Origin of the sequence: Bradyrhizobium sp. YCK136, from assembly GCF_044570075.1 — a bacterium.
Taxonomy (GTDB): domain Bacteria; phylum Pseudomonadota; class Alphaproteobacteria; order Rhizobiales; family Xanthobacteraceae; genus Bradyrhizobium; species Bradyrhizobium diazoefficiens.
On sequence record NZ_CP172424.1, the window covers coordinates 2,435,054 to 2,458,708 of the forward strand.

The window sequence follows — 23,655 nt, forward strand, 5'->3', positions numbered from 1 at the left end:
CCCAGGGTCACGAGAGATGAATTTGGCGAACGGCCTGATCGATCAACTCGAGATCGCGCTGGCGAGCCCGGAACTGTCGAAGCGCGCCGAGCTCCTGCGCCAGGTCGCCGATCTCTTCGTGTTGGGCTCGGGCAAGTTCAGCGACGTGCAGATCGATCTGTTCGACGGGGTGATGAGCACGCTTCTCAAGAATATCGAATGCACCGCCCGGGCGACCTTCGGGGGCCGGCTTTCCAGATTGCCTGACGCGCCACTGCGGACGATCCGCTTGCTGGCGTTTGACGATGCGCCCGAGGTGGCCGCGCCGGTGCTGGAGCACTCACCACGGCTCGACGAGGTGACGTTGGCGGAGAACGCGCGGACCAAGAGCCAGGATCACCTGCTGGCCATCGCCGGCCGCAGCCAGTTGACGGAACCCGTCACCGATGTCCTGGTCGAACGCGGCAACAGCGACGTCGCGGTGCGGACTGCCGGTAACGGTGGGGCCAGGTTCTCGGTCCAGGGAATGTCCCGGCTCACCGGCCGGGCCCGGGACCATGGCGCGCTCGCCATCTGCATCTGGGCTCGCCCCGATATCCCGCGCGCGAGCTTGCTGAAATTGTTCGTCCATGCGTCCGAGATGGTGAGGCGCAAGCTGGAGGCGGCCGATCCGCGCCAGGCGGCGCTGATCCGGAGTGCCATTGCGGAGAGCTCCGATGAGCTTCATACGATGGCCCGGGCAGGCTCGAGCGAACATGCCCGGGCGTTGGCCGAGGTGAGGTCGCTACATTCGGGTGGGCAACTCGACGAGGCACACGTGCTCGACTTCATCGGCGAGCGGAGCTTCGACAAGACCGCCGTCGCGCTGTCGCTCATGAGCGATCTGCCGATCGGAGCGATCGAGCGCGCGCTGGTCCGCTCCGAGCCCGAGCAGATTCTCATTCTTGCGAAGGCGATCGGTCTGTCCTGGGACACGACGAAGGCGATCTTGACGTTTCAGCCCGGTTCACCCCACGAGGCGAAAGAACGATTGGAGCAGTGCTTTGCAAGCTTCCTCCGGTTGAAGCCAAATACCGCGAAGGCCGCGCTCCAATTCTACCGGCTCCGCGAGCGGGCCGGCCAGGGTCCTGCCCACTAGCGGACGCGAACCCAAACCACATTCCTGGTCTCGCGCCGTTTTTCAGATTTTTTCAGAATTTCGCGATCGCCAAAAGCTCGGCGCCTTCAGAGACAAGGATTCGGCTCTTCATCCGCCTTTTCAAGGCGCAAACAATCTCATTTCCCGACGTTCGCGCGCCGCTTCATCCTAAGAACCGACATCTGCCGCGCCTGCTTGAGAGCTGGGCGGCATTGCGCACCGGTGCCTTCCTCCTGCATGATCGCGGGAACTTTTGGGGGAATGACCATGCGATCTGTCGTCGTCACCGGCGCGTCCACGGGCATCGGCTGGGCCATTGCGAAATTCATGGTCGGGCACGGCTATCGCGTGTTCGGCAGCGTCCGCAAGCAGGCCGACGCCGACCGGCTCACGGGTGAGTTCGGCGCCAACTTCACGCCGCTCTTGTTCGACGTCACCGACGAGGCGGCGGTCCTCGCTGCTGCGCGAAAAGTCCGCGAGGCGCTGGGCGGCGAGACGCTGGCCGGCCTCGTCAACAATGCCGGTGTCGCCGTGGCCGGTCCCGTGCTCGAATTGTCGGCCGATGATTTCCGCCGCCAGATGGACATCAACGTCATCGGCCCAGTGATCGCGACGCAGGCTTTCGGGCCGCTGCTCGGCGCAGACCCGTCGCTGAAGGGGCCGAAGGGGCGGATCGTGATGATCAGCTCGGTCGCAGGCAAGAACGGCAATCCGCTGTCGGCGCCCTACTGCACCTCCAAGCACGCGATCGAGGGCCTTTCTGAGAGCCTGCGCCGCGAGCTGATGCTGTTCGGCATCGACGTCATCATCGTCGCCCCCGGCGCGGTGAAGACGCCGATCTGGAGCAAGGCCGAGGAGATCGATCTCTCCGTCTACAAGAACTCGCCCTATCTGCCGGCGCTCAACAAGGTCATGGCGTTCATGATGGCGCTCGGCGCGAAGGGCCTGCCCGCCGAGCGCATCGCCGAGATCGTGTTCGAGGCGCTGACCGCGGCAAGCCCCAAGGTGCGCTACCAGATCACGCCCAACCCGATGCGGCATCTGATCGGGGCCGTGCTGCCGAAACGGACGCTCGATCGGATCATCGCCAAGCAGCTTGGGCTGTTGCCGCAGGGGTGACGCCCCGCTTCAGCGCGCCGCGACGGTCCGTCCGCGCGGATGGGCGGCCATCGTGATCAGCCGCAGCGCAATCACGGCGAGCAGCGGAAGGAGGAAAGCGGCATAGAGCGGCATCGCCGGCACGCGCTTGCCGAACGGACACCATGAACTGGAGCCAGAGGTAATAGCCCCCTGTGAGGTGCAGCGCGCGCCAGGCGCGGGGCCCGAGCAGCGCGGCGGTGCGGTCGAACGAGGTCGCGCTCATCGCGATGATGAAGGCATAGCCGATGCCGCCGAAGATGTAGGAGGCGGCCGAGGTCGCCTCCGCAAAGCCGGCCGGATCCATGTTGGCGAACGCGACGATCGCAACCGCGTGGATTGCGTGGGAGGCCGCGAAGCTCAAGCCCAGATAGCGGCGGTTGCGGCGCTGCCAGCGCGTCCAGGCATTGGGCCAGAGCCGGGCGAGAGCCGCGGCGCTGAAGGCGAGACAGAACAGCATGAGCGAGCTGCGCGCGGTGAAGCGGATCACCATCTGCACGCCCTCGATCTCGAACTGCCGCATCGAGGCGATCCACAGGCTGAGGACGATCAGGCTGAGGGTGAGGGCGGCCAGCAGCCTCCAGCCTTCGAGCCAGCTTTGACGTTGTGACATGGTGGTTTCCTCCCTTATGTAATCATCGATTACATTTATGGCCGGCATATCCGTCAATGGTGTAATCGCTGCTTACATTCACGTTCGGGTGATGCTAGAAGGCCGGATGCCCGCCCGTCAGACCTCCAGGCCGCGCACCCGCCGCCAAACATCCCAGGTCCGGCCGTACCACCACGGCGACCTTCGCCGCGTGCTGATCGATGCTGCGCTGCAACTGGCGGCCGAAGGCGCCGAGGTCTCCGTGCGCGAGGCCGCGCGCCGGGCCGCGGTATCGCCGGGCGCGCCGTTCCGGCACTTCCCCAACCGCGACGCGCTGATGGCGGCGGTGGCCGGGGAGGCGCAGCGGCGCTTTCGTGCGGAGATCGAGAAGGCGCTGGGCGAGGCTCCGGCCGCCGATCCGCTCGGCCGCTTCCGCGCCTTCGGCCTTGCCTATCTGCGCTGGGCGATGCGCAATCCCGCACATTTCGAGATCATCTCCACGGGGCGCTATTTCGCCCATGGCAGCTCCGCGGAGCTGACGCGCGACAATGCCGAGCTAATCGCCCTGACGGAGCAGATGCTGGCCGAGGCGGCGGAGCAGGGCCTGCTGCCGTCGGCCGACCTCAAGCGCATCCAGATCGCCGGTCGCGCCCTGGTCTACGGTTTTGCCCGGATGAATCTCGATGGCCACTTTCCGCGCTGGGGCGTGGAGGAGGGGGAGGTCGAGCGGATGGCGGAAGGGGTCATCGACCTGTTCATCGCCGGGATTGCCAGGCGCTAGTACCCACTTTTCTTGGAACGTGAGTCGTGATTCAAGGTCGGGATGATACCCGAAGCAAGAGAAGTCCACCTTTCGAGGAAAGATCGCAAGGTGCTTGAGGCGTGCTGTCGCTCACCGGTGACGTTGCAGCGCGATTTGAAGCGGGCGCGGATAGTTCTGTTGGCGGCGGATGGGCGCAGCACCCGGTCGATCGCCAAGGAAGTTGGGGTCCAGCCGCGGATTGTCAGCCTTTGGCGGCATCGCTATGCCGACCATGGCCTTGAAGGGCTGCAAGACAAGCCGCGGCCTGGCAAGCAGCCGATCTATACGAAGACGACCGACAAGCGGATTCTGAAGCTGCTGGATAAGCCGCCACCGCAAGGGTTTGCGCGCTGGACCGGCCCCCTGCTGGCCGAGGCGCTGGGCGATGTCGATGTCCAATATGTCTGGCGGTTCCTGCGCAGCCACAAGATTGACCTGGTGGCTCGCAAGTCCTGGTGCGAGAGCAACGACCCGAACTTTACGGCCAAAGCCGCCGATGTTGTCGGCCTCTATGTCGCGCCGCCGGCGAAGGCCATTGTGCTGTGCGTGGACGAGAAGCCCTCGATCCAGGCTTTGGAGCGAGCGCAGGGTTATCTGAAGTTGCCCAATGGCCGCGCCTTGACCGGCCAAAGCCACGATTACAAGCGGCATGGCACCACAACATTGTTTGCGGCGCTCGAAGTCGCCACCGGAAAGATCATCGCGACCCATTCAAAACGCCGGCGCCGCGTCGAGTTTCTCGATTTCATGAACAGCGTCACCGCGGCTTTTCCGAACCGCAAGCTTCACGTCATCCTCGACAACCTCAACACCCATAAAAAGAACGAGGACTGGCTCAAGGCCCACCCCAACGTGCAATTTCATTTCACGCCGACAAGTGCGTCATGGCTCAATCAGGTCGAAGTATGGTTTTCCATCTTGCAGGGGCAGTCGCTCAGCGGCACCTCCTTCACGAGCCTCAAGCAGCTTCAGGAACACATCGATGCCTACGTCAACGCATACAACGACAGAGCCGAGCCCTTCGTCTGGACCAAGAAAAAGGTCCGTCAACGCCGTTTCAAAGGCCGCCGTATCACTCAGCTCTGATTCCGGGTACTAGCGTCGCCCGCCGCCAGGAATAAGCGAAGGTCGGATCGCGGCGCGCGTTGCCTGTCCTTGACTGTTCCGTTACAGTTTTATGACACGGTGCAGGCTTCCGGCTGCGCCGGACGCCCTAGTCGCCTTCGGGCCGGCCAGACGGCTAGGATCATCGTGCCGGACCAGCTGTTGCGTGTCGTCGATGGCGTCCGCGCCCAATCCAGGTCCTTCTGCCACGACTGCCGTGCTCGCGAGCGTTGCCGCGCTCGGCATCTGGCGGCTGCTCGCGGTCGCCGCGCCGCATCTGGCGGCGCTCGCGCTGATGTACGAGACCGAGACCGATTTCGGCTCGCGCCTCTCCTTCGTGCTCGCCTGGGGCATCCTCAATTTCTTCTGGATCACGCTGCTGCGCCGGCCGGCGCTGTCGGGCGCGCTGTCGCTGACCTTGGTCGTCGTGCTGGTGCTGCTGTCGCGGCTCAAGCACGACGTCGTGCAGATGACGGTCAACTTCATCGACCTGATGATGATCGACCGCGACACCGTCGCGTTCCTGTTCACTATCTTCCCGAATTTGCGCTGGTCGGTGATCCTGGCCGGTCTCGTCACGTTGCCGCTTATGTATGCGCTGTGGTGGCTCGATCCGTTCCGCATCCGCCGCCTGCCGGCGCTCGCCTGCAAGCTCGCCTGTCTTGCCGCGCTGGTCGGCTATTCGCTCTATCATCCGGACGAGGCCTGGCGGGGCTATTACGACGACGGCTATCTCTCGAAGTTCTTCCGCTCCGGCGTCAGCGCGGTGTCCGACTTCGCGCAGTACGGCTTCATGGAATCGGCCGCCTCGACCAACGAGCGGCTCAACATGCCGCTGGTGGACGCCTGCCATCCCACGGGCCGCCGGCCGAACATCATCATGATCCATGATGAATCGAGCTTCGACATCCGCGCCGCCCAGGGCATCAAGGTGCCGCAGGGCTATGGCAGCCACTTCAAGTCATGGGACGGCAAACAGCGCACTTTTCTGGCCGAGAGCAATGGCGGGCCGAGCTGGTTCACCGAATACAACGTGCTCGCCGGCCTCTCCTCGCGCTCGTTCGGCCGCTTCGCGTATTTCGTGACGCGTATCGCAACCGGCCGCGTCGAGCGCGGCCTGCCGCTGGCGCTGCGCCGCTGCGGCTACGACACCCTGTCGCTCTATCCCGCCTATGGCGGTTTCATGGGCGCACGCAGCTTCCAGATGACGACCGGCGTCGAACGCTTCCTCGATTCCAAGGACCTCGGCGCCAAGGACGTCGAGCCGGACTCGTTCTTCTACGACAAGGCGCTCCGGTTGATGGGTGAGCGGACGCCGAACAAGCCGCTGTTCACCTTCATCTATCTCGGCGCCAATCATTTCCCCTGGGAGACGCGCTTCCGTCCCGATTTGCTGCCGAACTGGCGCGCGCCGGGCAATGTGGCGTCCATCGACGAATATCTGCGCCGGCAGGCGATGAGCGCCGAGCAGTACAAGGCTTTCGTCGCCGGGCTGAAGAAGACGTTTCCCGGCGAGCCCTTCCTGATCGTGCGCTATGGCGACCATCAGCCCGAGTTTGCGCCGAACATCCTCGAGCCCGGGCTCGACGAAGGCGCCATCGGCAAGAAGCTCGACGCCTACGATCCGCGTCTCTACGCGACCTACTACGCAATCGACGCCGTCAATTTCGAGCCAGTGAAGAGCGAAGCCGTGATGGACACGATCGACGGGCCCTATCTGCCGCTGGTGATCCAGGAAGCGGCCGGCATCCCGCTCGACCCGTCCTTCGCCGTGCAAAAGGACATCATGCTCCGCTGCAAGGGCATCTTCTACGGCTGCAAGGACGGCGCCGAGGCGCGGCGGCTCAACCGGCTGCTGATCAATGCGGGGATGATCCGGGGGCTGTAGCGCTCTGACGCGTTTTGCGAGGGGGCGTTTCTTGGAGCGTCCATGTCTCTCCAATGTCGTCCTGGCGAAGGCCAGGACCCATACCGCGTGATCTATCAAATCGAGCGAGCTGCTAGTACCGTCCACATAACCAAGCCTTGGGGAATGGGTCCTGGCCTTCGCCAGGACGACACCGAATAAATAGCGCAGGCCTACCGCCCGCCCACCTTCCCCCACAGCCATTTCGCCACCGCATCCGGCGACGAATTCGCGTCGTTGCCGCTGGCGCGCAAATTGGCCTCGCGCATGGTGGCGATGTCGATCTTGCCGAGCAGCGGTCTGAGCGCGGCCTGCAATCGCTCGTCGCCGGCGCGCTTGGGTGCGAGCAGCAGGATCGCATCGTAGGGCGGGATCGCGTGCCTGGGATCGTCGAGCACAACGAGGTCGTACTTCGCGATCAGCCCGTCGCTGGTGTAGCCGGCGATGACGTCGACCTCGCCGCTGGCGACCGCCGCATACATGAAATCCGGCTGCATCTGGCGCTGGGCGCGGAATTGAAGGCCGTAGGCCTTTTGCAGCGCCGCCCATTCGGGGCGCGAGAAGAACTCGTAGTCGCCGGCGATCGACAGCGCCGATGCGTGCGCGGCGAGATCGGCGATGGTGCGGATGCCAAGCGCCCCGGCGCGCTTTTTCGGGATCACCAGCGCATAGGCATTCTCGAAGCCGAGCTCGCCGAGCAGGGTGATGTTCTCTTTCGTGAGGGCTGTCTTCAGCTCCGCGAGCAGTTCGGCGCGCGGCTTGATGTCGGTGCGATGCAGCTGGTTGGCCCAGAGCGTGCCGGAATAATCGACATAGAGGTCGATGTCGCCGGCCTTCAGCGCCTCGAAGATCACGCTGGAGCCAAGGCCGGACCGCGCGGTGGCCGGCAGGTCCGCCGCCTGGAGGCGGTCCCTCATCAACGCGGACAGCACATATTGCTCGGCAAACGTCTTGGCCCCGACGACATAGCCCTGCGACGAGCGGCCCATCGTCGGCACCAGCGTTGCGGCGACCAGTGCCGCGATCCCGACCGCGCCGAACCCGGTGCGCAGGCGGCTGCGGCGGCGCAGGCCGCTCTCGATCAGGCCGAGCAACTGATCGACGGCGAGCGCCAGCAGGGCGGAGGCAAGGCAGCCGAACAGCACGAATACCCAGTTCTGGGTCTGGAGCCCGGCAAAGATGTAGTTGCCGAGGCTGGTCTGCCCGATCGGGGTCGAGAGCGTCGCGGTGCCGATCACCCAGACCGCGGCGGTGCGGATGCCCGCCATCATCACCGGCAGCGCCAGCGGCAGCTCGACCAGGACGAGCGACTGCCGCGCGGTCATGCCGACGCCCTCAGCGGCTTCGATCAGCGCCGGGTCGATGCCGTTCAGCCCGGTGATGCCGTTGCGCAGCACCGGCAGCATCGAATACAGCGCCAGCGCCAGCATCGCCGGCAGGAAGCCGAACGCCGAGAAGGAGATTCCGAACCAGGCGAGCGTCAGGGACGCCGCCGCCAGCAACAACGGATAGAACAGCGCGAGCAGCGCCAGTCCCGGCACGGTCTGCACGATGCTGGCGAGCGCGAGCAGGATGCCGCGCGGCGCCGGGCGGTTGCGTGTCAGGATCGCCAGCGGCAGGCTGATGGCGAGGCCGAGCGCCAGCGCGGCCAGGCTCACCCGCACATGGTTGCCGAGATAGTCGGGCAGGTGCGACAGCGCCTCGCCCCAGCGTGGATCGGTGAAGAGGCTCATGCCGCACCGCTCTGCGGCAGCAGCGCGTTCAGCCGCTCGACCTGGCGCCGCGGCGTGCGCAGCAGCTCCAGCACATAGGCGTCGGTGCTCGTGGAGAGCTCCGCGGGTGTGCCCTGCGCGAGCAGCTTGCCGCCGCGCATCACCGCGATGCGGTCGGCGAGCAGGATCGCCTCAGTCATGTCATGCGTGATCATGACCGTGGTCAGGCCGAGCCTGCGATGCAGCGAGCGATAGTCGTCGCCGAGCGCGTCGCGGGTGAGGGGATCGAGCGCGCCGAACGGCTCGTCCATCAGCACGATGCGGGGCTTTGCCGCGAGCGCCCGCGCCACGCCGACGCGCTGGCGCTGGCCGCCCGAGAGCGCCTCGGGCAGCCGGTCACGATGCGCGGCACGGTCGAGCTGCACGAGCTCCAGCAATTCGTCGACCCGCGCTGCGATATCCGCTGCCGGTGCGCCCAGCAGTTTCGGCGTGATCCCGATATTGTCGGCGACGCTCAAGTGCGGGAACAGCCCGCCGCTCTGGAAGACGTAGCCGATCCGGCGCCGCAGCGCGACCGGATCGATGTTTTGCACGTCCTCGGCCTCGACCGTGATGGTGCCGAGATCCGCCTCGATCAGCCGGTTGGCAAGCCGCAGCAGCGTGGTCTTGCCCGAGCCCGAGCCGCCGACGATGGCCACGAACTCGCCCTCGGCGATGTCCAGCGACACGTTGTCCACGGCCTTGAGGGAGCCGAAGCTCTTGGTGACATGGGAATAGCTGATGGCGGGCTTGGAAAGCATCAGGACGGGGCTCACTCTTCCTTACCCTCCCCCTCCAGGGGAGGGTGAAGGAGGCGACGAAGCCCATGCGTAGCACGCTTGGCGGATTGATTGAACTTGGCCGCGCGAGCGGTTAAGGCATCGGACCAAATTCGGAGGGAACACATGACAACGCCTACGGCGGTGGCGCTGGAAGATGCCAAGGTTGCGTTCCGGCTGGGGGACGGACGGGTCTATACGGCGGTGGAGAAGGCGCATCTTTCGGTCGCGCAGGGCGAGTTCGTCGCCATCGTCGGCCCGACCGGCTGCGGGAAATCGACGCTGCTCAACGTCGCGGCCGGGCTGCTGAAGCCGGCGGCCGGAAGCGTCAAGATCTTCGACCGGCCGCTCGCGGGGCTGAACCGGGATGCCGGCTATCTGTTCCAGGCCGATGCGCTGTTCCCCTGGAAGACCGCGCTCGACAACGTCGCGATCGGGCTCGAGATCAAGGGCACGCCGCGCGCCGAGGCGCTGCCGCGGGCGCAGAAATGGCTGACGTCCGTAGGCCTCGGCGCCTTCGCGGGCCGCTATCCCCACATGCTCTCGGGCGGCCAGCGCAAGCGCGTGGCGCTGGCGCAGGTTCTGATCCGCGATCCCAAGATCCTGCTGATGGACGAGCCGTTCGGGCCGCTCGATGCACAGACCCGCCAGGTGATGGGCAATCTGCTGCTCGATCTCTGGAACGCCGACCGCAAGGCGGTGCTGTTCGTGACCCATGATCTCGAAGAGGCGATCGCGCTCGCCGACCGCGTCGTGATCATGTCGGCGGGGCCGTCCTCGCGCATCATCGGCGACTGGCGCGTCGGCTTGCCGCGCCCGCGCGACATCTTCGAGGTGCGCCTGGACAAGGAATTCCATGCGCTCCACCGCGAGATCTGGAGCGTGCTCAAGGACGAGGTGATGAAGGGCTACGCGCAATCCACCCAAGCGGCGGAGGCGGTCTGATGTCGCGCCCGACGCTGCTTGCGCTGCAAGTCCTGGTCGCAGTCGTCTGCATTGTGCTGTGGCAGGTGCTGTCGACCGTCCCCGTGTTCGGCAAGATCGTGCTGCCGCCGTTCTTCTTCTCCAACCCGTTCGACGTGTTCAGCCAGATCGTGAAGTGGTTTGCCTCCGGCGTGATCTGGAAGCACCTCGGCATCACGCTCGCGGAATCGATCCTTGCCTTCGTGATCGGATCGCTCGGCGGTGTGCTGATCGGCTTCTGGTTCGCGCGCCAGCCGCTGGTCGCCGCGGTGTTCGACCCTTACGTGAAAATGGTCAACGCCCTGCCGCGCGTGGTGCTGGCGCCGATCTTCGCGCTGTGGCTCGGCCTCGGCATCTGGTCCAAGGTCGCGCTCGGCGTGACGCTGGTGTTCTTCATCGTGTTCTTCAACGTCTATCAGGGCGTCAAGGAGGTCAGTCGCACCGTGCTCGACAATGGCCGCATGCTCGGCATGAGCGAGCGGCAGCTGATGCAGCACGTCTATTGGCCGTCGGCGCTGTCCTGGATGTTCTCCTCGCTGCACACCTCGGTCGGCTTCGCCGTGGTCGGCGCCGTCGTCGGCGAGTATCTGGGATCGGCGGCCGGCCTCGGCTATCTAATCCAGCAGGCCGAAGGCGTGTTCGACGTCGCCGGCGTGTTCGCCGGCATGTTCGTGCTGTCGGCCTTCGTCATCCTGATCGACTTCGGGGTCACGCTGGTGGAGCGGCGCTTGCTGGTGTGGCGGCCAACAGCGTTGGATGGACGTGGCTAGCCGCCGCGTTGTCCTGCTGACATTTATGTGATTGACCGGCCGGAATAGAACGCGCGCCCACGCGTCATACCCCCATGCAACCACCTGCATGGGAGTTCAGGATGCACCGGTCACAGTTTCATCGCCTCGTTGCGGCGCTCGCAGGCAGATGCCGATGGCCAAGGCCCGGCCTTGGCATGGCACTCATCGGCGCACGCATTCTCGTCGCCTTCGCAATTCCTCCGCTCGTATTCGCGCATGAAGCCCATCCGGCCAACCCGCCGGCTGCGCTGAGCGCGGAGGAGCGTGCGTTCCTGGAAGAAAACGAATCCGCCATGGCCAAGATGATGAACGACATGGCTGCCAAGCCGACGGGCGACGTCGATCGCGACTTCGTCGCGATGATGAATCCGCATCATCAGGGTGCGATCGACATGGCGGTCATCGAATTGCGCTACGGCAAGAACGAGCAGTTGCGGCGCATTGCCCAGGAAATCATCGTCGACCAGATGCAGGAGATCGCGGCCATGAAGCTCGCGATCGGCGAACCGGCAACCGATACGACGCCCGCCCCGACCCAGCCGCCGTCTGGCCCCGTTGCAAGCGTCCATCATCACCCGGACATGCAGATGGACATGTCCGCCGGAATGAAGAAGTAGGAGCGCCACATGAAGACGTCGAGAAGCAGCATCGGGAAGAGCATCTTCCTGGCGGCCACCATGCTTGCAACCGGTTCAGCCGCATGGGCAGGGCAGGCGCCGGGTGCGCTGTCCTCACCCGATATTCCGATCAGCCATCACGACCGCGTCTATGCCGCGGAGCAGCTCTCGAACACGGTCTCGGTGACCGACCCGGTCGACAACAAGCTGCTTGGGGTGATCCGGCTCGGCGACCCGCAGCCCGGCAATTTCAGCCCGCTCTACAAGGGCCAGGTTCTCGTGCATGGCATGGGCTTTTCGCCCGATCACAAGACGCTTGCCGTGGTGTCGATCGGCTCAAACTCGGTCACCTTCATCGACACCGCGACCAATGCGGTCAAGCACACGACCTATATCGGGCGGTCGCCGCACGAGGCGTTCTTCACGCCGGACGGCAAGGAGGTGTGGGTCACCGTTCGCGGCGAAAACTACATCTCCGTGATCGACCCGCAGAGCTTTGAGGAAAAACGCCGCATCACCACCCCCAGCGGGCCGGGCATGCAGATGTTTTCACCGGACGGCAAATACGCCTACATCTGCTCGTCCTTCAATCCCGAGACCGACGTCGTCGCGGTCGCCGAGCACAAGATCATCGCCAGGGTGAAGCAGGAGAGCCCGTTCTGCCCGAACATCGCGGTGACGCCGGATGGAAACCAGGTGTGGTTCACGCTGAAGGATACGGGCAGGACGCAGGTGTTCAACGCCAGGCCGCCGTTCAACCCGATCAGGACGATCGATACCGGTCCGATCACCAACCACGTCAATTTCGCGCACACTGCCAGGGGGACATTTGCCTACGTCACTATTGGTGGCCTGAACCAGGTGAAGGTGTTCCGCACCGACGACTTCTCGCAAGTCGCGACGATCCCGGTCGGCAATCTGCCGCACGGCGTCTGGCCGTCCGGTGACGGCACGCGCATCTATGTCGGGCTTGAGAACGCCGACGCGCTCGCGGCGATCGACACCGCAACCAACAGCGTGGTGGCGAATGTCCCGATCGGCCAGGCGCCGCAGGCCATTGCCTACGTTCCGGGCGCGGCTCCCAATCCGGATGACCACCAGAACCTGCAGCTCCTCGGCGTTGCCGGCAAGGTCGCTCATCTCGCGCTTGCATCCAGGGACGGTTCGAAGGACGGAAAGGCGCCGACCAGCGTCTCGCTGTTCGATCAGGGCCTGATCCAGATCTTGCAGGCTTCGGTGACGGGACTTGAGCCCAGGCAGAAATATGTGCTGGCGCTGGCGGAACGCAGTGACGGAAGCGGCCCGCTACAGCCATTGGCGGCGTTCATGACCAATCCGGCCGGATCGGCCATCGTCAACGCGGCCGGCCCGATCCGGCAGATCGTCGATCAGTCCGCCGTAGCTGGAAAGCGATATCTGGTGATCGCCTCCGGAGACGCGGCCGGGCCCGGCGAGGCGGTCCAGATCGAGACGCAATGACGCACCGTCGGGCGGCAACGAAGAGCAGGCGGAGCGCCTCATGAAGGACATGCTGGTTCAGGTCGAGCCACTGATCCCCACGCTCCGCCGCTATGCGCGCGCCCTCGTACGCGATCGCGGCCGCCGACGATCTGGTTCAGGATTGCCTGGAGCGGGCCCTCGGCCGCTGGCACCAGCGGCGCGACGGCAGCGTGCGCGCCTGGCTGTTCACGATCCTCCACAATCTGGCGGTCACTCAATTTCGCCAGACAACAGCGCGGGGCAGGCATATGCCGATCGACGATGCCGGCGAGCGCGAGCTTGTCAGTGCGGCAGCGCAGGCGCACAGGCTGATCTATCAGGATGTCCTGAACAAGCTTGCGAGACTGCCGCAGGAGCAGCGGGCTGTGTTGTTGCTTGTTGCAGTCGAGGATCTTTCCTACGCCGCCGCCGCGGACGTGTTGAACGTCCCGGTCGGGACAGTGATGTCGCGCCTGTCGCGTGCGCGGGAGCGGCTGCTGCAGGAGATGGACGGCGTTGCACCGGGGAACGTCGTGGCATTGCGGAGCATGAAATGAGCCAACGGCCGATCACGGAAAACGATCTCCACGCCTTTGTGGACCACGCGCTCGAGCCTGAGCGTCGTGCGGAGGTCGCATCCTATCTGGACGATCACCCGGATGTCGCCGGGCGCGTCGCGGCCTTTGCCGCCCAGCGCGAGCAGTTGCGCAGCGCGCTGGCGTCAATCGCCGATGAACCATTGCCGGCCGAGTTGAACCTGTCGCACATGATCGAGAGCCGGAAGCGGCGCCCTCTGCACGCATGGTGGGCAATCGCGGCGCTGTTGCTCCTGAGCATCGGCGGTCTCGGCGGCTGGACCATGCGCAGCCTGTTGCAGGATGGCTCGAACGGACTGTCCGCATTGGCGCAGGAGGCGGCCTACTCTTACGGCGTCTATGCACCGGACCGCGTGCGGCCGGTCGAGATACGTGCGTCCGACAGTGCCGAGCTCACGCAATGGGTCTCCAACCGGCTGAAGCAGCCGGTCAAGGTGCCGGATCTTTCCGTGTCCGGCTATCGGCTGATGGGAGGTCGTCTCGTTGCGACCTCGCACGGTCCGGCCGCGATGTTCATGTACGACGACGATCGCGGCGATCGCCTTGTCGTGCTGACGCGCCCGATGAGCCGCGGTGGACAGGATACGCCGATGCTGCCGCAATCGATCGGTGATGTCGCGGGTTTCGCCTGGGCGGACGGCGGCATGGGCTATACGCTCGTCGGCGAGCTTCCGACGGACACGCTCAAGCCGATCGCGAACGAGATCAGGAAGCAGGCGCGCCCGATCTAGCCGGGACATTCAGTGGACGGGCCCGCGCGTCGCGCGAGCCCCGGCAGCGCGAATGCTCAATCCAGCAGCTTGGTATCGTCGGGCGCCTGCGGCGGCGTCTTGATCGCGATTGCCTTAACCTGGCCGCTGATCGGCTTAGTGCCGCCATGCGGCGTGCCCTTGGGGATGATGACGAGGTCGCCCGGCTTCACCGTGACCTCCTTGTCGCCGAGCCAGATCGTCCCGGTCCCGTCCAGGATGTACTGGATTTCGTTGGTGTTGGGATGCAGGTGCTTGGGCACATTGCCGACCTGGATCGAGATGGTGGCGCCGTCGGCGCTTGCGAACATCTTGGAGCGATAGCCGACATTGTTGGCGGGCCCGAGCGCGTCGCCTTCCATCTCGCCGGTGTGGATGATCTGTGCGGTGACGTTCTCGGCGGCCAGCGCCGGCCGGAGCAACTGGTTTGCGCCGCATCCGGCGGCAAAGGCGGCGGCGATCGACAGTCCGGCGGCAAGGCGATTCATGGATGATTCTCCCCATCAGGAATTGTTCTTGTTTGGCCATGCTATTGCGCCCAAAGGCTGATGGCGAGTCGCACTTAGGCAGTGCTTCTCAAGCCTGTCCCGCTGCTCTATGGTGCCGCCGGCCGAACGGAGGAAACCAATGAAGAACACGATTGCCAGGCTCGCCGGCGCGCTGCTTGCGCTGACGCTCACCACCGGTCTTGCCGCGGCGCAAAGCAAGGTGACCATCGCGGTCGGCGGCGGTTCCTGCCTGTGCTATCTGCCCACGGTGCTGGCCAAGCAGCTCGGCGAATACGACAAGGCCGGCCTCAATGTCGAACTCGTGGACCTCAAGGGCGGTTCGGATGCGCTCAAGGCCGTGCTCGGCGGCAGCGCCGACGTGGTCTCCGGCTATTTCGACCATTGCGTCAACCTGGCGGCCAAGAAGCAGGAGCTCCAGGCCTTCGTCGTCTATGACCGCTATCCCGGCCTCGTGCTGGTGGTTTCGCCCGCGCACACGAACGAAATCAAGTCGATCAAGGATCTCGCCGGCAAGAAGGTCGGCGTCAGCGCCCCCGGATCCTCCACCGACTTCTTCCTCAAATACATGCTCAAGAGGAATGGCCTCGATCCCGCCGGCACCGCCGTGATCGGCGTCGGCCTCGGTGCCACCGCGGTGGCCGCGATGGAGCAGGGGCAGATCGACGCAGCCGTGATGCTGGATCCCTCCGTCACGGTGCTCCAGGGCAGCCACAAGGATCTGCGCATTCTCAGCGACACCCGCACCCAGAAGGACACGCTTGAGACGTTCGGCGGCGAATATCCGGGCGGCGCGCTGTATTCGACCGCGGCCTGGGTCAACGGCCACGAGAAGGAGACGCAGGCGCTCACCAATGCGATCCTCGCCACGCTGGCCTGGATTCACTCGCACTCGCCTGAGGAGATCATGGCGAAGATGCCGGAAGAGACCGTCGGCAAGAACAAGGACCTCTATCTCGCCGCGCTGAAGAACACGATCCCGATGTTCTCCGAGACCGGCAAGATGGACCCGAAGGGCGCGGACGCCGTGCTCGCCGTGTTCAGCGTCGGCTCGCCCGAGGTCGCCAACGCCAAGATCGACGTCAGCAAGACCTTTACCAACAGGTATGTCGAGCAGGCCAAGAAGACCACGGGGAGCGCCAAATAACTGACGCGAAGGCGTGGTAACCAGGCTTCATGACGTCCCCGGTCATTCATCGCGTCACGACGCTTGATCTCGCCGTGCGGCCAATCATCTGGCCGTTCGCCGAGGAACGGCGCGCCGAGATCGCGGCGCACTTTGCCGAGAAGCAGCGCGAGCGTCCGAAAATCTGGAACGGCCGCGTCCTGCTCGGGCGCGATGCCGTGTTCGCGGACGGCCATCTCGCCGCGACCTATTTCGAGACCGATTTCGCGAGCTTCCTCGCCTGGCGCGACTGGGGCTTCCCTGACACCGCCGTGTTCAACGGTTTCGGCATGGGCGCGCTGCGCGCCTCCGACGGCGCCTTCGTGATGGGCGAAATGGCGCAGCACACCGCCAATGCCGGCCGCATCTATTTCCCCTCCGGCACGCCCGATCTCGACGACGTCAGGGACGGTGTGCTCGACATTCCCGGCAGCGTCGTCCGCGAGCTCGCCGAGGAGACCGGCCTGACCGCGGCCGACTACGCGGCGGAAACCGACTGGCACTGCGTCGTCAGTGGCCATGCGATTGCAATGATTCAGATAATCAACCTGGACATGCCGGGCGAGGCGATCCGTGCCCGGATCGAAGCCAATCTCGCGCGCGAGACCGAACCTGAGTTGTCGGCCATTCATCTCGTGCGCGGGATGGATGATCTCACACCTACCATGCCGCGATTTGTCACGGCCTTCGTCGCGCAGCAGTTCGCCTCGCGCTGACGCGCGAGGCTTGACATCGCTGCGCGCAGCCCATGTGATGGGCGAAAAAGCAAAAGCAAGACGAATGCAATGCACAATCGTCCAGGGAGGTTTAGATGCGCCTGCGCATGGCTGCCCGCTTGGTACGGGGGCTTATGGTCGCGATATCAGCGACGGGCTGGGCGGTCTCCGCCCAGGCCCAGGAGAAGAAGATCAAGATCGGCGTGGTGTTCGACCTGACCGGCCCCCTCGCGGGCGGCGGCTCTGAGCTCGGCTATATCGGTGCAAAGATCATCCTCGACCATTTCGCCAGGACCGGCGTCGAGGGCTACAAGATCGAGGCGGTCTATGCCGATGCGCAGAGCAAGCCCGACGTCGCCATCAACGAATCCGTCCGCCTGCTCGAGCAGGAGAAGGTGGACATGGTGCTCGGCTTCTTCTCCTCGGCACAATGCGTGCCGGTCGCGGCCCGTGTCGAGCAGCTCAAGAAGTTCATGTGGATGACGACCTGCATCTCGTCCGCCGTGTTCAACGAGAAGGGCTACAAATACGTCTTCCGTCCGCAGGCGAGCGGCGATCAGTTCGGCATGATGACGATGGATTTCATCGCCCAGAACGCCAAGGCGAAGTTCGACAAGGAGCCGAAGGATCTGCGCGTCGCCATCATCCATGAGGGCGGCGCCTATGGCGTCGACGTCTCCAGGGGTAACGAGGCGGGCGCCAAGAAGGCCGGCTTCAACGTCGTGATCAAGGAAGGTTATTCGGCGACCGCGCCGGATCTCTCGTCGCTGGTGACCAAGCTGAAGCGCGCCAAGCCCGACGTAATCTTCCACACCGGCTACAACCCCGACATCACGCTGCTGCTGCGGCAGGCCCGCGAGCAGGGGCTGAAGTTCGGCGCGCTGATGGGGCATGGCGCCGGCTACGGCGTCTATGAGAAGCTGAAGGAGGGCATGGGCGCGGATGCCACCTACATCTTCAACACCGACCCGATCTCGATCTGGCTCGCCAACCAGAAGACCATGGATCCGAAGCTTCCCCCCGTGATCAAGATGGTCGGCGAGGAGTTCGACAAGATCAGGCCCGGCGTCGCCATCCGCTCCGCCCATGTCGGCATCGGTGCGTCCAATACCTATGTGTTCATGAGCGATGTGCTGCCGCGCGCGATCAAAAAATACGGCGGGGTCGATCCCGACGCGCTGCGCAAGGCGGCGCTCGACACCGACATTCCCGAGGGCGGCACCATGCTCGGCTTCGGCGTCAAGTTCTACGGCGAAGGCACGCCGATGGCAGGGCAGAACGAGCGCTCGTTCCCCGTCGTGATCCAGTATCTCGAGGACAAGTCCCATGTGGTGTGGCCCAAGAGCCAGGCGCAGCGCGAGGCCGTGCTGCCACTGCCGAAGGGCACCACCTACAGCAACCAGTAGCGCAACACGCGAAGAAACGGAGAGCTTTTGTGTTGGAAGTCAGCGGGCTGGTGAAGCGGTTTGGCGGCTTCACCGCCGTGAACAACGTATCGTTTCGGGTCGACCAGGGCGAGATCCTCGGCCTGATCGGTCCGAACGGTTCGGGCAAGAGCACGATCTTCAACATGCTCTCCGGCACGCTGGCGCCGACCTCCGGGTCGATCCTGTTCGCCGGGCACGAGATCGCGGGCCTCGCGCCGCACCGGATCATCAACCGCGGCATCGGCCGTACCTTCCAGATTCCGCGCCCCTTCCGCCGCCTGACCATCTTCGAGAACGTCGCGCTCGCCGGCTTCTACGGCCAGGGCCGCCATAGCCGCATCAAGGCCGAGGAAGCGGCCGAGCGGTCGCTGGCCATGGTCGGCCTGCCGACCGACCGCCATGCCAGCGTCGACGGCCTCGGCGCTGCCGGGCTGAAGAAGCTCGAGCTGGCGAAAGCGCTCGCCACCGCGCCAAAACTGCTGCTCGCCGACGAAAGCCTCGGCGGCCTTGACGAGACCGAGATGGACCAGGCCGCCGACATGCTGCGCAACATCCGCGACGAGCTCGGCATCACCATCATCTGGGTCGAGCACATCATGGGCGTGCTGATGCGGGTGGTCGATCGCGTCATGGTGCTCGATCACGGCGAGAAGATCTCGGAAGGGTTGCCGAGCCAGGTCGCGGGCGATCCCCGGGTCATCGAGGTCTATCTCGGCACCGATGCCGAGACCACGCAGGCCGCGGCTGCCGAAGCGCGCCGCCGCGCGGGAGGCTAGCCGATGCTGGAGCTGCGGTCCGTCAACGCCGGCTACGGTACGTTCCAGGCGCTGTTCGACGTCGATCTCGACGTGAGGGCCGGCGAGGCGGTCGGCGTCATCGGCCCGAACGGCGCCGGCAAGACCACCCTGATGCGCGTCATCTCCGGCCTGATCCGTCCCTCGCGCGGTTCGATCAGGATGGAAGGCGTCGATGTCGTCGCGACACCGCCGCACAAGATCGTCAGCCTTGGGATCGCACATGTGCCGGAGAACCGGCGGCTGTTTCCGCAGCTCACGGTCGACGACAATCTGAAGATGGGCGCATTCATGAAGGAGGCGCGCGGCCACCATGCCGAGCGGCTGGAGGTGGTGTTCGACCTGTTTCCGCGCCTGAAGGAGCGCCGCCACCAGATGGCCGGCACGATGTCCGGCGGCGAGCAGCAGATGTGCGCGATCGGGCGCGCGCTGATGTCCAATCCAAAACTGCTGCTGCTCGACGAGCCCTCCGCGGGACTTGCGCCGGTCGTGGTGCAGCAGGTGTTCGAGCTGGTGAAGCGGATCCGCGCCCGCGGGCTGACGGTGCTGATCGTCGAGCAGAACGTGCAGCAGGTGCTGCGGGTGGTCGACCGTGCCTATCTGATCGAGGCCGGCACGATCCGCAGCTCAGGCACCTCGGCCGAGATGCTCGCGAGCGACACGGTCAAGGAAGCGTATCTCGGGGTGTGAGGGGCGGGCAGGGGCATGCAGGCATTCCTGGACATTTTCGACATCTACCTGCTGGAGGCCGTGATCAACGGCATCCTGCTCGGCGGCGTGCTGGCGCTGCTTGCGCTTGGGCTCAATCTGATCTTCGTCGTCATCGACGTGACCTGGATCTGCTATGCCGAGCTCGTGATGATCGGCATGTACGCGATGTATTTCATGGTGCAGTACTACGGCGTCAGCTATTTCGTCGCGGCGCCGTTCACCATTCTTCTGGTCGCGCTGCTCGGCGCGGCGCTGCATTACCTCGTGATCGCGCCGCTGCTCACCGCGCCGCCGATCAACCAGTTGCTCGCAACCGGTGGCGTGCTGTTCGTGCTCCAGAGTTTTGCGACCGTCGCCTTCGGCATCGACTTCCGCAATCTCGGCATCCGCCTGCCGGTGCTCGCCTTCGGCGACATGAATTTCAGCTACGCACGACTCCTGTCGTTTCTGGCTGCGCTGGTCGGCATGGTCGCCGTCTACTTATTCATGACGCGCACCTTCACGGGAACCGCGATCCGCGCGATCTCGCAGGACCGGCAGATCATGGCGCTGATGGGCGTCGATACGAAGAAGCTCTACCTCATCACCTCGGCGCTCGGCGGCGCGCTCGCAGGCCTCGCCGCCTGCCTGCTGGTGCTGCAATACGACGTGCACCCCTTCGTCGGCCTGTCCTTCGGGCCGATCACCTTCCTGATCTGCGTGCTCGGGGGCCTCGGCAATTTCATCGGCGGCTTCATCGCCGCCTTCGTGTTCGCCGAGATCATCTCGCTCGGCGGCCTGTTCTCCGACCTTGAATGGGGCTATGTGCTCGCGTTCGCCTTCTTCATCGTCATGATGTTCATCCGGCCCGCGGGCCTGCTTGCGAGGCGCCGATGACGGGGCAGGGGCGGCTTGCGGCATGGGTGGTGGGACTGGCGGCGCTGGTCGCGCTGCCCTTCGTCTATCGCGATCCCTATCATCTGCACATCCTGGTGCTGATCCTGATCTGGTCGTTCGCCTACACGTCCTGGTCGATGATGGGCCGGTTCGGCTTGGTCTCGCTCGGCCATGGCGGCTTCATGGGCATCGGCGCCTATGTCACCGCGCTGCTGTGGAATCATCTGGGCTGGTCGCCCTGGATCGGCATTCCCATCAGCATGGCTGCGGCGGGTACGCTGGCGCTGATCGTCGGCTATCCCTGCTTCCGCTTCCGCATCACCGGTCACTATTTCGTGCTGGTGACGCTGGCGCTGTCGGGCATCGTGCTCCAGGTCATCACCGCCACACGTGACTATACCGGCGGCTCGCTCGGCTACACGCCGAACCGCGCCTCGGGCAACAAGCTGCTGGCGCTGCAATTCGACGACAAGACGACCTGGTACCTGATCGCGCTCGGGGTCTGGCTGTTCGGCATCGTGGTCTGGCACTGGGTCGACCGCAGCATGAGCCGCTACGCGCTGGAGGCGATCTCGGAGGACGAGGACGCCGCGGCCGCCGCCGGCGTCGACGTCGCCGCGGAGAAGCTGAAGATCACGCTGCTCAGCGCGCTGATGACGGCGCTCGCGGGCGCCATCTACTGCCAGTACCAGATGTTCATTACGCCCGACACGGTCAGCGGCATCGCGGTGTCGCTCCAGATGGTGTTTGCCGCCATCGTCGGCGGCCTGTTCGTCTCCCTCGGTCCGACCTTCGGTGCCATCATCACGATCCTGCTGGCGGAGAGCTTGCGCATCGGCTTCGGCACCAAGGCGGTCGGCTGGGACAATCTCGTCTACGGCGTGCTGCTGGTGCTTTTCATCATATTCCTTCCCAAGGGTATCCTTGGTAGCGTGCTCGACCGACTGAAGCCGCAACGCAAGGTGCCCCGCGCCCATGAACAAGAAGCCGTCCAGATCGCTCGCCCAGGAACTTGACCGTTACATCACGCCGTTCCGCTACGACGGCTCGGGCAAGTTTCACCTCAAGGCGCACAAGACCAACGAGAAGGGCGATCTCGACAAGGAGAGGGCGCAGGAGATTCTCGACGCCAACAAGAAGCGGCTGATCGAGTTCCAGGAGAAACTCTACGCCCAGGACCGCTGGTCGGTGCTGATCGTGTTCCAGGCCATGGACGCGGCCGGCAAGGATTCCGCGATCAAGGCGATTTTCGAGGGCATCAACCCGCAGGGCTGCGATGTCCACGCCTTCAAGGCGCCAAGCAGCAAGGAGCTCGACCACGACTTCCTCTGGCGCCACGTCACCGCGCTGCCGGAGCGCGGCCATATCGGCATCTTCAACCGCTCGCATTACGAGGAGTGCCTGGTGACGCGCGTGCATCCGGAGATCCTCGCCAAGGAGAAGCTGCCGCAGAAGCTCGTGACCAAGAACATCTGGAAGGAGCGGTTCGAGGACATCTCCGCCTTCGAGCGTTACCTCACGCGCAACGGCACCGTGGTGTTGAAGTTTTTTCTCAACCTGTCCAAGGACGAGCAGCGTCAGCGCTTCCTCGACCGGCTGGAGGAGCCCGCCAAGCAGTGGAAATTCTCCATGGACGACATCAAGGAGCGCGCGCTGTGGCCGCGCTATCAGGCGGTCTATCAAGACATCGTTCGCCACACGGCAACGCCGCATGCGCCGTGGTATGTCGTGCCCGCCGATCACAAATGGTTCGCGCGCGTCGTGATTGGCTCGGTGATCAATGCCGCGCTCGAAAAGCTGGACCTGCGCTTTCCCCGCGCCGACAAGGCCTCGCTGGAGGAGTTCGAGGAGGTGCGCAAGGCGCTGGAGAAAGAAGCGACGGGAAGCAAGAAGCAAGCAAAGTGACAGCCAACAGGACCGCGGATCGCAAGACCGTCAACTTCGCGCTCCAGGGCGGCGGCGCGCACGGCGCCTTCGTCTGGGGCGTGCTCGATCAGGTGCTCGAAGACGGCAGGTTGGCGATCGAGGCCGTCAGCGCGACCAGTGCCGGCGCCATGAATGCGGTGGCGATGGCCTCCGGCATGGCGCACGGCGGCGCGGAGGCCGCCCGGGAGAGCCTGCACGCATTCTGGTACGAAGTGTCGCGTATGGACATGGCGTACGATTTGATGTCGCCGCTGAACCAGTGGATACAGGCCCTGAGGCTGCCGCCGGAATATCATCCGGTCCACGCAATCATCCACACGCTGACGCACACGCTGCCGCCGGGCCTGCTCAATCCCTTTCATTTCAATCCGCTCCGCTCGCTGCTGCAGCGCGTGGTCGATTTCGACCGGCTCAATTCCTCGCCCGAGGCGCCGCAGCTGTTTCTCAACGCCACCAACGTTCGCACCGGCAAGATCAAGGTATTCCAGAGCCCGCTGCTCACGGCGGAAACCGTGCTCGCCTCGGCCTGCCTGCCGCCGTATTTCCAGGCCGTCGAGATCGACGGCGAGCATTATTGGGATGGCGGCTATCTCGGCAATCCCGCGATCTATCCGTTGATCTACCGCAAGGGCAGTCACGACGTCGTCATCGTGCAGGTCACGGCGATCCGGCGCAACGAGCTGCCGACCAGTGCAGCCGATGTCCTCCACCGCATCAACGAGATCAGCTTCAATTCGTCCTTGATGCGCGAGATGCGCGCGATCGCCTTCGCCACGCGGCTGATCGACGACGGCGAGCTCGACAGCAGCAGGCATAGCCGCATGTACATACATTGGATTGGCAACGACCAGTTGATGTCGCAGCTCGGCACGGCCACGCAGTTCCACCCCGAATGGAGCCTGTTGTGTCGCCTGCGCGACGAGGGCCGCGAGGCGGCGCGAAGCTGGCTGGCGCGAAACTTCGACCAGATCGGAAAGTCCTCGACGGTCGACCTGGCAGACATGTTTCTCTAGGCCAGCCGAGCCGGTCATCGAAAAAGTACGAAAACAACCCCATGCACAGTAGCCGGTGCCAGTGGAATCAATGGCTTGGCGAACGGTCGCTGTTGTTCGGATTTAAAGATGTCCGTTTGACCCGTCGGGCAAGACAGG

General features: G+C 64.7%; 22 protein-coding genes and 2 pseudogenes. 20 read left to right on the plus strand and 4 right to left on the minus strand.

Annotated elements, in window-relative coordinates; translation table 11 throughout:
• Positions 1 to 16: 16 nt before the first annotated feature.
• Together ACFLEY_RS11430 and ACFLEY_RS11435 are read left to right on the plus strand one after the other, a co-directional pair.
• A complete protein-coding gene (locus tag ACFLEY_RS11430) occupies positions 17 to 1,117 on the plus strand; it encodes a DUF2336 domain-containing protein (protein ID WP_060908554.1) in 1,101 nt (366 codons plus the stop codon).
• Between the two features lie 267 nt (positions 1,118 to 1,384).
• Positions 1,385 to 2,236, plus strand: coding sequence for an SDR family oxidoreductase (locus ACFLEY_RS11435; RefSeq protein ID WP_060912662.1), 852 nt, complete (start codon positions 1,385 to 1,387; stop codon positions 2,234 to 2,236).
• Positions 2,237 to 2,245: 9 nt separating this feature from the next.
• Here ACFLEY_RS11435 and ACFLEY_RS11440 read toward each other — a convergent pair.
• Positions 2,246 to 2,867 (minus strand): annotated as a pseudogene (locus ACFLEY_RS11440) (hypothetical protein).
• A 37-nt stretch (positions 2,868 to 2,904) separates the two neighbouring features.
• Here ACFLEY_RS11440 and ACFLEY_RS11445 point away from each other — a divergent pair.
• From ACFLEY_RS11445 to ACFLEY_RS11455, 3 genes are all read left to right on the plus strand, one after another.
• A complete protein-coding gene (locus ACFLEY_RS11445) occupies positions 2,905 to 3,627 on the plus strand; it encodes a TetR/AcrR family transcriptional regulator (RefSeq protein WP_082755369.1) in 723 nt (240 codons plus the stop codon).
• Between the two features lie 42 nt (positions 3,628 to 3,669).
• A complete protein-coding gene (locus ACFLEY_RS11450) occupies positions 3,670 to 4,734 on the plus strand; it encodes an IS630-like element ISRj1 family transposase (RefSeq protein ID WP_026192128.1) in 1,065 nt (354 codons plus the stop codon).
• A gap of 193 nt (positions 4,735 to 4,927) precedes the next feature.
• On the plus strand, positions 4,928 to 6,640 hold the full coding sequence (locus ACFLEY_RS11455) for a sulfatase-like hydrolase/transferase (RefSeq protein ID WP_060908552.1): 1,713 nt from the start codon (positions 4,928 to 4,930) through the stop codon (positions 6,638 to 6,640).
• A 191-nt stretch (positions 6,641 to 6,831) separates the two neighbouring features.
• Here ACFLEY_RS11455 and ACFLEY_RS11460 read toward each other — a convergent pair whose 3' ends face one another.
• Both ACFLEY_RS11460 and ACFLEY_RS11465 read right to left on the minus strand, forming a co-directional pair.
• Entirely contained in the window at positions 6,832 to 8,391 is a 1,560-nt protein-coding gene (locus ACFLEY_RS11460) for a glycine betaine ABC transporter substrate-binding protein (RefSeq protein WP_060908551.1), read from the minus strand.
• Positions 8,388 to 9,170: an ABC transporter ATP-binding protein gene (locus ACFLEY_RS11465; protein ID WP_060912661.1), complete on the minus strand. Its 783-nt coding sequence runs from the start codon at positions 9,168 to 9,170 to the stop codon at positions 8,388 to 8,390. Before ACFLEY_RS11465 ends, ACFLEY_RS11460 begins: the two co-directional genes overlap by 4 nt.
• A gap of 144 nt (positions 9,171 to 9,314) precedes the next feature.
• Here ACFLEY_RS11465 and ACFLEY_RS11470 point away from each other — a divergent pair, with 144 nt between their 5' ends.
• From ACFLEY_RS11470 to ACFLEY_RS11495, 6 genes and pseudogenes are all read left to right on the plus strand, one after another.
• A complete protein-coding gene (locus ACFLEY_RS11470; protein WP_011089228.1) occupies positions 9,315 to 10,133 on the plus strand; it encodes an ABC transporter ATP-binding protein in 819 nt (272 codons plus the stop codon).
• Entirely contained in the window at positions 10,133 to 10,921 is a 789-nt protein-coding gene (locus tag ACFLEY_RS11475; protein ID WP_011089227.1) for an ABC transporter permease, read from the plus strand. Before ACFLEY_RS11470 ends, ACFLEY_RS11475 begins: the two co-directional genes overlap by 1 nt.
• Before the next feature lie 101 nt (positions 10,922 to 11,022).
• A complete protein-coding gene (locus tag ACFLEY_RS11480; RefSeq protein WP_211433574.1) occupies positions 11,023 to 11,559 on the plus strand; it encodes a DUF305 domain-containing protein in 537 nt (178 codons plus the stop codon).
• A 9-nt stretch (positions 11,560 to 11,568) separates the two neighbouring features.
• Positions 11,569 to 13,038, plus strand: coding sequence for a YncE family protein (locus tag ACFLEY_RS11485; protein WP_060908549.1), 1,470 nt, complete (start codon positions 11,569 to 11,571; stop codon positions 13,036 to 13,038).
• Between the two features lie 40 nt (positions 13,039 to 13,078).
• Positions 13,079 to 13,595, plus strand: a pseudogene (locus ACFLEY_RS11490) (sigma-70 family RNA polymerase sigma factor).
• Positions 13,592 to 14,365, plus strand: a complete 774-nt coding sequence (locus ACFLEY_RS11495; RefSeq protein WP_060908548.1) for an anti-sigma factor — start codon at positions 13,592 to 13,594, stop codon at positions 14,363 to 14,365. The pseudogene ACFLEY_RS11490 and the gene ACFLEY_RS11495 overlap by 4 nt, the downstream one beginning before the upstream one ends.
• Before the next feature lie 56 nt (positions 14,366 to 14,421).
• Here the strand turns inward: ACFLEY_RS11495 and ACFLEY_RS11500 are convergent, their stop codons facing one another.
• Positions 14,422 to 14,871 carry a cupin domain-containing protein gene (locus tag ACFLEY_RS11500; protein WP_028176159.1) on the minus strand — a complete coding sequence of 150 codons (450 nt, stop codon included), beginning with the start codon at positions 14,869 to 14,871 and terminating at the stop codon, positions 14,422 to 14,424.
• Between the two features lie 139 nt (positions 14,872 to 15,010).
• Between ACFLEY_RS11500 and ACFLEY_RS11505 the strand changes: the two genes are divergently transcribed.
• The 9 genes from ACFLEY_RS11505 to ACFLEY_RS11545 all read left to right on the plus strand — a co-directional run bounded on the left by ACFLEY_RS11505 (position 15,011) and on the right by ACFLEY_RS11545 (position 23,517).
• The gene (locus ACFLEY_RS11505) at positions 15,011 to 16,036 is read left to right on the plus strand and encodes an ABC transporter substrate-binding protein (protein WP_028176158.1); all 1,026 of its coding nucleotides are present in this window, start codon (positions 15,011 to 15,013) and stop codon (positions 16,034 to 16,036) included.
• Between the two features lie 29 nt (positions 16,037 to 16,065).
• Positions 16,066 to 16,770 (plus strand): hypothetical protein, encoded by a 705-nt coding sequence (locus ACFLEY_RS11510; RefSeq protein WP_060908546.1) that lies wholly within the window; start codon positions 16,066 to 16,068, stop codon positions 16,768 to 16,770.
• 95 nt (positions 16,771 to 16,865) lie between these two features.
• Complete coding sequence (locus tag ACFLEY_RS11515; protein WP_060908545.1) at positions 16,866 to 18,176, plus strand: ABC transporter substrate-binding protein; 1,311 nt, start codon at positions 16,866 to 16,868, stop codon at positions 18,174 to 18,176.
• 29 nt (positions 18,177 to 18,205) lie between these two features.
• Positions 18,206 to 18,973, plus strand: a complete 768-nt coding sequence (locus ACFLEY_RS11520; protein ID WP_063921642.1) for an ABC transporter ATP-binding protein — start codon at positions 18,206 to 18,208, stop codon at positions 18,971 to 18,973.
• Positions 18,974 to 18,976: 3 nt separating this feature from the next.
• A complete protein-coding gene (locus ACFLEY_RS11525; RefSeq protein ID WP_060908543.1) occupies positions 18,977 to 19,681 on the plus strand; it encodes an ABC transporter ATP-binding protein in 705 nt (234 codons plus the stop codon).
• 15 nt (positions 19,682 to 19,696) lie between these two features.
• Positions 19,697 to 20,578 (plus strand): branched-chain amino acid ABC transporter permease, encoded by an 882-nt coding sequence (locus tag ACFLEY_RS11530; protein WP_060908542.1) that lies wholly within the window; start codon positions 19,697 to 19,699, stop codon positions 20,576 to 20,578.
• On the plus strand, positions 20,575 to 21,594 hold the full coding sequence (locus tag ACFLEY_RS11535; RefSeq protein ID WP_060908541.1) for a branched-chain amino acid ABC transporter permease: 1,020 nt from the start codon (positions 20,575 to 20,577) through the stop codon (positions 21,592 to 21,594). The genes ACFLEY_RS11530 and ACFLEY_RS11535 overlap by 4 nt, the downstream gene beginning before the upstream one ends.
• Positions 21,554 to 22,483, plus strand: a complete 930-nt coding sequence (locus tag ACFLEY_RS11540; protein ID WP_011089214.1) for a polyphosphate kinase 2 family protein — start codon at positions 21,554 to 21,556, stop codon at positions 22,481 to 22,483. Before ACFLEY_RS11535 ends, ACFLEY_RS11540 begins: the two co-directional genes overlap by 41 nt.
• Positions 22,480 to 23,517 carry a patatin-like phospholipase family protein gene (locus ACFLEY_RS11545; RefSeq protein ID WP_060908540.1) on the plus strand — a complete coding sequence of 346 codons (1,038 nt, stop codon included), beginning with the start codon at positions 22,480 to 22,482 and terminating at the stop codon, positions 23,515 to 23,517. Before ACFLEY_RS11540 ends, ACFLEY_RS11545 begins: the two co-directional genes overlap by 4 nt.
• Positions 23,518 to 23,655: the final 138 nt, after the last annotated feature.

Excerpts from the sequence above, each read along its gene's own strand:
- ACFLEY_RS11430 (WP_060908554.1), top strand. The coding sequence starts at position 17 with ATGAATTTGGCGAACGGCCTGATCGATCAACTCGAGATCGCGCTGGCG.
- ACFLEY_RS11435 (WP_060912662.1), top strand. The coding sequence starts at position 1,385 with ATGCGATCTGTCGTCGTCACCGGCGCGTCCACGGGCATCGGCTGGGCC.
- ACFLEY_RS11445 (WP_082755369.1), top strand. The coding sequence starts at position 2,905 with ATGGCCGGCATATCCGTCAATGGTGTAATCGCTGCTTACATTCACGTT.
- ACFLEY_RS11450 (WP_026192128.1), top strand. The coding sequence starts at position 3,670 with ATGATACCCGAAGCAAGAGAAGTCCACCTTTCGAGGAAAGATCGCAAG.
- ACFLEY_RS11455 (WP_060908552.1), top strand. The coding sequence starts at position 4,928 with ATGGCGTCCGCGCCCAATCCAGGTCCTTCTGCCACGACTGCCGTGCTC.
- ACFLEY_RS11460 (WP_060908551.1), bottom strand. The coding sequence starts at position 8,391 with ATGAGCCTCTTCACCGATCCACGCTGGGGCGAGGCGCTGTCGCACCTG.
- ACFLEY_RS11465 (WP_060912661.1), bottom strand. The coding sequence starts at position 9,170 with ATGCTTTCCAAGCCCGCCATCAGCTATTCCCATGTCACCAAGAGCTTC.
- ACFLEY_RS11470 (WP_011089228.1), top strand. The coding sequence starts at position 9,315 with ATGACAACGCCTACGGCGGTGGCGCTGGAAGATGCCAAGGTTGCGTTC.
- ACFLEY_RS11475 (WP_011089227.1), top strand. The coding sequence starts at position 10,133 with ATGTCGCGCCCGACGCTGCTTGCGCTGCAAGTCCTGGTCGCAGTCGTC.
- ACFLEY_RS11480 (WP_211433574.1), top strand. The coding sequence starts at position 11,023 with ATGCACCGGTCACAGTTTCATCGCCTCGTTGCGGCGCTCGCAGGCAGA.
- ACFLEY_RS11485 (WP_060908549.1), top strand. The coding sequence starts at position 11,569 with ATGAAGACGTCGAGAAGCAGCATCGGGAAGAGCATCTTCCTGGCGGCC.
- ACFLEY_RS11495 (WP_060908548.1), top strand. The coding sequence starts at position 13,592 with ATGAGCCAACGGCCGATCACGGAAAACGATCTCCACGCCTTTGTGGAC.
- ACFLEY_RS11500 (WP_028176159.1), bottom strand. The coding sequence starts at position 14,871 with ATGAATCGCCTTGCCGCCGGACTGTCGATCGCCGCCGCCTTTGCCGCC.
- ACFLEY_RS11505 (WP_028176158.1), top strand. The coding sequence starts at position 15,011 with ATGAAGAACACGATTGCCAGGCTCGCCGGCGCGCTGCTTGCGCTGACG.
- ACFLEY_RS11510 (WP_060908546.1), top strand. The coding sequence starts at position 16,066 with ATGACGTCCCCGGTCATTCATCGCGTCACGACGCTTGATCTCGCCGTG.
- ACFLEY_RS11515 (WP_060908545.1), top strand. The coding sequence starts at position 16,866 with ATGCGCCTGCGCATGGCTGCCCGCTTGGTACGGGGGCTTATGGTCGCG.
- ACFLEY_RS11525 (WP_060908543.1), top strand. The coding sequence starts at position 18,977 with ATGCTGGAGCTGCGGTCCGTCAACGCCGGCTACGGTACGTTCCAGGCG.
- ACFLEY_RS11530 (WP_060908542.1), top strand. The coding sequence starts at position 19,697 with ATGCAGGCATTCCTGGACATTTTCGACATCTACCTGCTGGAGGCCGTG.
- ACFLEY_RS11535 (WP_060908541.1), top strand. The coding sequence starts at position 20,575 with ATGACGGGGCAGGGGCGGCTTGCGGCATGGGTGGTGGGACTGGCGGCG.
- ACFLEY_RS11540 (WP_011089214.1), top strand. The coding sequence starts at position 21,554 with ATGAACAAGAAGCCGTCCAGATCGCTCGCCCAGGAACTTGACCGTTAC.